The sequence below is a fragment of the Mycobacterium sp. genome, from assembly GCF_052145595.1.
Taxonomy (GTDB): Bacteria; Actinomycetota; Actinomycetes; order Mycobacteriales; family Mycobacteriaceae; genus Mycobacterium.
Genome location: NZ_JBKQOI010000198.1, coordinates 72,158 through 78,632 on the forward strand (window position 1 = coordinate 72,158; position 6,475 = coordinate 78,632).

Here is a 6,475-nt window from a genome sequence, read left to right on the forward strand (position 1 = left end):
GCGTCGCCTGACGATTGAATCCATGCGCCGACTGCTAGCTTCGTTGTGCGCCGCGGCATGCCTGATCTGCGCGTTCCTGGTGCTGGCACCGGTGAGCGGTGCGGCCGTTCCCTGGTTCGCGAACTCGGTTGGCAATGCCACGCAGGTGGTTTCGGTGGTGAGCACCGGCGGTTCGAACGCGACAATGGATATTTACCAGCGCACCACCGCCGGCTGGCAGGCCCTGGCGACCGGCATTCCCACCCACGTCGGCTCGGCGGGCATGGCGCCGCAGGCCAGGAGCGAGGTTCCGGCCACTCCGATGGGTGTCTACACCCTTGACTCGGCTTTTGGCACCGCGCCCAATCCCGGTGGGGGATTGCCGTACACCCAAGTCGGGCCCAACCACTGGTGGAGCGGCGATGACCACAGCCCCACCTTCAACAGCATGCAGGTGTGCCAGAAGTCCCAGTGCCCGTTCAATACGGCCGACAGCGAGAACCTGCAAATCCCGCAGTACAAGCACGCGGTCGTGATGGGTGTCAACAAGAACAAGGTTCCGGGCGGTGGCGCGGCGTTCTTCTTCCACACCACCGACGGCGGGCCCACCGAGGGCTGCGTGGCGATCGACGATGCCACGCTGGTGCAGGTCATCCGTTGGCTGCGCCCCGGTGCGGTGATCGCGATTACCAAGTAGCCGTTGGGTCTCGACTGTGAACTGGACGACGCGATTTCGGCGTGTTGCGTCGCACGGTTCACGCCCGAGGTCTGCAGCAGCGGCAGTCAGGCGAGAGCGCGACCGGGTTTCACCTTGAAGTTCATGCCCGCCAACGACATTGTCGCGTCGTAGGTTCTGTCGTATCCGGTTCCGCTGATCTTCCAGCCGGCGTCGGTGCGCCGGTACTGGTCGCGGTAGAAGGCCGCACCGATCAACATGAAATCGAATTCGGCGACGATGACCCGGTCTTGCAGATACCAGCTGCCCGACGCGGTGTCGCCGGTCACGATGATTTCCGGATGGGTCACCCGATGCTCTGTGATCACGTTGGGGCCAAGCGCCGAGCGCATGTAGTCCACCAGGTCGGTGCGGTTGGTGAAGTGCAACTCCTCGCCGATCGACGGGCCATAGTCGGCCTTGATGTCCTCGGCCAGGGTGTCGGCGAAATCGTCCCAGTGTTTGGTGTCCAGCGCGCGCAGGTAGCGGTACTTGACCTGTTTGATGGCTTCGATGTCGGTCAACTCGGCGGGGGTCATCAGGTCATTGCAGCACACCGGGCGGATCGTCGCCCACGCCGCCCGAGCGTTGCAGATAGCGGGTGACCATGTCGATCAAGGCACGTCGTTCCTGATGCCAGTCGATCGCCGTTCCGGTGATCATCTGCACCAGCACCACACCCCGCAGCGCGGCCCAGATCACTTCGGCCACACCGGCATTGGACGGATCATCGGCTATCAGCAGCCCGAGCTGGCTGATCGCGGCGTTCATTTCGAACAGATGGCGCCGCGAAGACGCCCCCGGGCCGCCGCGGGTGGAGCGCAGGATTTCGAAGGCCGCCATCGACGTCGGACTGCTGTAACAGCTCCAGGCGGTGTCGACGACGACCTCGATACGCTCGCGCAGCGGAAGCTCGCTGACGTTGGCCGACGACAGGCTGTCGACGAGCCTGGCCACGCCGTCGTCGACGACGGCCATCAGCATGCCGTTGCGGTCGCCGAAGTGATACTGGATGACCCCCCACGTCACGCCGGCGCGTTCGGCCACGTGCTTGGCGGTCGCGGCGGCGAACCCTTCCTCCACGATGCAGCGCACCGTCTCGTCGATGATTTTCGTGCGGGTGTCGTCGCCGCGTTTGCGCGGCGCGCTGGTGCGCCGGGTGGGGCCGGCGGGGCGCCCGGGCATCTGGCCTGCGGCAATGGACATTGTTGACTTTATAACATAGACCGAACTATTTTTGGGCGGTGAGCCAATCCCGATACGCGCGGTTGTCCCATCAGGAGCTTGCCGTCCTGGTTCCCGAACTGCTTTTGATCGGGCACATGATCGACCGTTCGGGCATGGCATGGTGCATTACCTCGTTCGGTCGCGAGGAGATGGTGCAAATCGCCATCGAGGAGTGGGCGGGCGCCAGCCCGATCTACACCCAGCGGATGCAGCGGGCGCTGAACTACGAGGGCGACGACGTGCCCACGATCTTCAAGGGCCTACAACTAGACATCGGCGCCCCGCCGCAATTCATGGATTTCCGCTACACCATCCACGACCGTTGGCACGGCGAATTCCACCTCGACCACTGCGGCGCGTTGCTCGATGTGGAGCCGATGGGGGACGAGTACGTCTTCGGGATGTGCCACACCATCGAGGATCCGACGTTCGACGCCACCGCGGTGGCAACCAACCCGCGCGCCCAGATGCGTCCCATCCACCGGCCGCCCCGAGTGCCCTCGGATCGGCATCCGCACTGCGCCTGGACGGTCGTCATCGACGAGTCTTACCCCGAGGCCCAGAGCATTCCCGCACTGGACATCGTTCGCCAAACCAGAGCCGCGACATGGGAACTCGACCCCATCGATCCGTCCGACGAGGGGCGGGCGGATTACTCGGGTCCGTTGTTGTCCGATCTCGACTTCGGCGCCTTCTCGCACTCGGCGCTGGTCCGCATGGCCGACGAGGTCTGCCTGCAGATGCACCTGCTCTATCTGTCGTTTGCGATCGCGGTGCGGGCACGCGCCGCCGACGACGCCGAGGCCGTCTCGGTGGGCACCCGCGGCCTGATCGGCCTGGCCGGTCTGGCCGCCGAGCGGATTTACCGCGCGCTGGAGTTGCCCGGCGGGATCGAAGGAACGCTGCGGGTGCTCGAGCTGCATCCGCTGCTCAACCCGGCGGGCTACGTCGCGGCGGAGATCGAGCGCAACCGGTTGGTCGTACACAGATCGCCGGCCCACGACGACGGAGCCTGGATATCGTTGTGCTCGGCCGATTCCGTGCAACCGCTGCAAGCGATCGCCACCGCGGTGGATCCGCTTCTCGAGGTTCGGGTTAGCGGTACGGGCTCGGACTGGACCGCAGAACTGGTCAAAACCGACACCCCGGCGGCCGAACTGCCAGAGGTATCGGTGGCCAAAGTCAGTGGCGGATCGTCATTCCAGTTCCAGCCGAGGCGCTCGCTGCCGCTGACCGTAATCTGAACTCGACACGTTTGACGCGTCTTGTCAAGGGGTTTTTGGTACCGCTTCGGTGACGCAATCGCATCGGGCCCATACCAATGACATTGCGACCCATCGGCTTTGAGCGTGTCGGCGGCTATGGTTAACGCTGGCCACCGACCTCTATAGACGAAAGTATTCGCTCTATGTACGACCCACTGGGGTTGTCGATCGGGACCACCAACCTGGTCGCCGCGTGTAACGGAAGCCCGCCGGTTTCGCGCCGTGCGGTGCTGACCCTTTATCCGCACTGCGCGCCGAAAATCGGTCTCCCGACGGAAAACCCCAACCTGAACGAGCCGGGCGTGCTGATGCGCGGCTTCGTGGAGCGCATCGGTGACTCCGTGGCCCTGGTGTCGCCCGACGGGTCCGCGCACGACCCGGACCTGCTGACGGTGGAGGCCCTGGACGCGATGGTGCTGGCCGCCGGTGCGGACACTGCCTCATCGGAGATCTCGATCGCCGTTCCCGCGTACTGGAAACCCGGAACCGTACAGGCGTTGCGCGACGGTCTGCGAACGCATTTGGGCTTCGTTCGAAGCGGCATGGCGCCCCGCCTGGTGTCGGATGCAATCGCGTCGTTGACTGGGGCGAACGCGGAGCTGTGCCTGGCTGCGACCGGCGTGGTCGGCCTGCTCGACTTCGGTGGCGCGGGCACGTCTGCCACGTTGGTCAGCCTCGCCGGAGATTTCGAGCTCGTCACCCCCACAATGCGTTACGCGGCTTTCTCCGGCGACGAGATCGACCAGGCGTTGCTGCTCCGTGTTTTCGAGGAACTGGGACACGGCAGCGGTATCGACCCGGCCAGCACCGCCGGGGTCGGCCAGCTCGCCGCGCTCAGGGAGGAGTGCCGCGCGGCCAAGGAGCGGTTATCCACCGACACGGTAGCCGAATTCGCCGCGGAGCTCGGAGGGCGCCGCGCCACCATGAAGCTGACACGAGACGAGTTGGGGGACCTGATACAGGATCGCCTGACCGGGTTCATCTATGCGTTCGACAAGATGCTGGTGCGCCACCACAGGAGCTGGGCAGACCTGTCAGCGGTGGTCGCCGTGGGCGGCGGCGCCAGCATTCCGCTTGTCATAGAACGCCTTTCGGTGCACGGCCGCAGGCCGGTTGTGGCACCGTCGCAGCCCGCCTTCGCGGCTGCTGCCGGCGCCTTGCTGCTGGCCTCCCGCGGTGAAGCGGTGGATATCCGCACGCGCACGTCCATCGGCCTGCTCGCGGCCGCCGCCGCCGGCGAAGTGGTCGACCTGGGGGCGGGCGACGTGCTCGTGATCGACGACGAGGCGCTGACGGATCGAGAACTGGCTTGGTCGCAAACCGAATATCCCGGAGACGTGCGGGTGCCGTACCCCCCCGATGCCTACGACGAGGACGGTCCGGCGGGCTGGTCGATGCGCCTGAACCTGATCGAGCCCCCCCAAAAACGACCTTGGCGGCGCGTCCGGCTGTCGCAATTGATCATCGGGATGTGCGCCGCGATCGCCATGACCGCAATCGGCGGCACGGCCTACACGTTGTCGGGGATAGAGAACCGCCAGGCCCCGCCGGCGCCCACCGTCGCACCCCGGCCGGCACCGCCGGTCAGCTCCCTGGTGCCAAGCCCGGTCCCGCCGCCTCCCTCACCCCTGCCGGCGCCGCCCAGCCCCGAGCCGGTTCCCAGCGCCGCCCCGCCACCGCCGCCCCCACCGCCGTCTCCGCCGGCGCCGCCACCACCCCCGGTGGTCGCGACCAAGGCGCCGCCGCCCGTCGTCACCACGAGGCATGCTCCGCCGCCGACGACGACTCAGCCGCCTGCGACGACGGCGATGACTACGACCCCACCGCCGCCACCCCCGTCGACTCCGACGACGACACCTGCGCCGCCCTGGGCGGCCCCGGCGCCGACGCCCACTACGACGGTGCCGATGACGACGGAGTGGATACACGTACCACTGCTACCGGTGCCGATACCGGTGCCGGTTCCGCAGAGCCAGGCTCCCCAGGCTCCCCAGTACCCGCAGAACCCGTTCCTGAGTCCGGGTCACTAATCGCGCGGTGTGAGCTCGAGTAAGACGAGCGCGACCCGGCCCCCGTTGACGATGTACCTGCGTTTGCCGTTCGTCACGGTGCCGATTCCGATCAACCCACCGCCGCCGCCGGCACCGTCGCCGCCAGCCCCCTAGGCCTGGCTGAGCCCTGCGCGCCAACCGGCGTGGCAGATGATCTCGACTGAGCGCACACTGGTCAATGACGGTGTGTGCTGCAAGGAGGTCCGCGTGGGCGAGTACGGTGCGTTCGGATTCGATCCGGACGAGTTCGATCGTGTGATCAGGGAGGGCAGCGAGGGACTGCGCGACGTGTTCGAGCGGATCAGCAAGTTCGTCGGCGGTCCAGGTGCCGGGGCGGGGTGGTCGGCGTTCTTCGAGGACATGTCACGGCGCCCCCGCTCCGCGCCGGAGACCGCCGGCGAAGCCGGTGACGGGGTGTGGGCCATCTACACCGTGGACGCCGATGGTGGAGCTCGCGTCGAGCAGGTGTATGCCACCGAACTCGACGCTCTGCGTGCCAACAAAAGCAATCTCGATCCGAAGCGCAAGGTGCGCTTCCTGCCGTATGGCATCGCGGTCAGCGTCCTCGACGACGATTCGGAAGAGCCGACGTAACCCGCAGATGGCCGTGCGTTCCCACTAACAGGGGATTCGTCCAAGGGGCCGAGGTGTGACGGCAACATCGTTGGCGTGCCACGTTTGCGGTACAGAGCCGCGCAAGGGCGCACGGTTCTGCGATGCCTGCGGTTCGCTACTGACGGTGGTCGTTGACCCAGCCGAATACAAACAGGTGACGGTGCTGTTTGCCGATACGGTGCGGTCGATGGATATTGCCGCGGCGCTTGGTCCCGAGCGGCTGCGCGAGGTGGTGACCGACCTGGTCGATCGGGCGGTGGCCGTGGTCCGGCGCTACGGCGGTACCGTGGACAAGTTCACCGGTGACGGAATCATGGCGCTCTTCGGCGCGCCACTCGCAATGGAGCACCACGCATATCGCGCGTGCCTCGCGGCTCTGGACATCCAGCAAGTCGCCCGGCGAGTGGCTGTTGAGGTCGCACGCCGAGACGGGATCGATTTGCAGATTCGCGTCGGCCTGAATTCCGGTCAAGTGATCGCCGGCGAGGTCGGCGCCACCCACCTCGGTTACACCGCGGTCGGTGAACAGGTGGGGATGGCGCAGCGGATGGAATCGGTGGCACCGCCGGGCGGTGTCATGCTCAGTGAGTCGACAGCGCGGCTCGTCGAGGATCGGGTTGTCC

Annotated in this window: 7 protein-coding genes; 5 read left to right on the forward strand and 2 right to left on the reverse strand. The window is 66.4% G+C overall.

Going from position 1 to position 6,475, the window contains the following annotated elements:
* Window positions 1-22 precede the first annotated feature (22 nt).
* Window positions 23-676, forward strand: a complete 654-nt coding sequence (locus ACLP4W_RS18220) for a L,D-transpeptidase family protein (protein WP_442388259.1) — start codon at window positions 23-25, stop codon at window positions 674-676.
* Window positions 677-762: 86 nt separating this feature from the next.
* Here the strand turns inward: ACLP4W_RS18220 and ACLP4W_RS18225 are convergent, their stop codons facing one another.
* The gene (locus ACLP4W_RS18225; protein ID WP_442388261.1) at window positions 763-1,251 is read right to left on the reverse strand and encodes a nuclear transport factor 2 family protein; all 489 of its coding nucleotides are present in this window, start codon (window positions 1,249-1,251) and stop codon (window positions 763-765) included.
* Window positions 1,238-1,900 (reverse strand): TetR/AcrR family transcriptional regulator, encoded by a 663-nt coding sequence (locus tag ACLP4W_RS18230; protein WP_442388263.1) that lies wholly within the window; start codon window positions 1,898-1,900, stop codon window positions 1,238-1,240. Before ACLP4W_RS18230 ends, ACLP4W_RS18225 begins: the two co-directional genes overlap by 14 nt.
* Before the next feature lie 38 nt (window positions 1,901-1,938).
* Here ACLP4W_RS18230 and ACLP4W_RS18235 point away from each other — a divergent pair, with 38 nt between their 5' ends.
* The 4 genes from ACLP4W_RS18235 to ACLP4W_RS18250 all read left to right on the forward strand — a co-directional run.
* Complete coding sequence (locus ACLP4W_RS18235) at window positions 1,939-3,165, forward strand: hypothetical protein (protein ID WP_442388264.1); 1,227 nt, start codon at window positions 1,939-1,941, stop codon at window positions 3,163-3,165.
* A 164-nt stretch (window positions 3,166-3,329) separates the two neighbouring features.
* Window positions 3,330-5,216 (forward strand): Hsp70 family protein, encoded by a 1,887-nt coding sequence (locus ACLP4W_RS18240; protein ID WP_442388266.1) that lies wholly within the window; start codon window positions 3,330-3,332, stop codon window positions 5,214-5,216.
* A 228-nt stretch (window positions 5,217-5,444) separates the two neighbouring features.
* Window positions 5,445-5,831, forward strand: coding sequence for a hypothetical protein (locus ACLP4W_RS18245; protein ID WP_442388268.1), 387 nt, complete (start codon window positions 5,445-5,447; stop codon window positions 5,829-5,831).
* A 55-nt stretch (window positions 5,832-5,886) separates the two neighbouring features.
* Window positions 5,887-6,475 (forward strand): adenylate/guanylate cyclase domain-containing protein (locus tag ACLP4W_RS18250; RefSeq protein ID WP_442388270.1); only part of this gene is annotated, 589 nt, incomplete at its 3' end.

Coding starts and splice junctions, on each gene's coding strand:
- ACLP4W_RS18220 (WP_442388259.1), top strand. CDS start 23: ATGCGCCGACTGCTAGCTTCGTTGTGCGCCGCGGCATGCCTGATCTGC.
- ACLP4W_RS18230 (WP_442388263.1), bottom strand. CDS start 1,900: ATGTCCATTGCCGCAGGCCAGATGCCCGGGCGCCCCGCCGGCCCCACC.
- ACLP4W_RS18240 (WP_442388266.1), top strand. CDS start 3,330: ATGTACGACCCACTGGGGTTGTCGATCGGGACCACCAACCTGGTCGCC.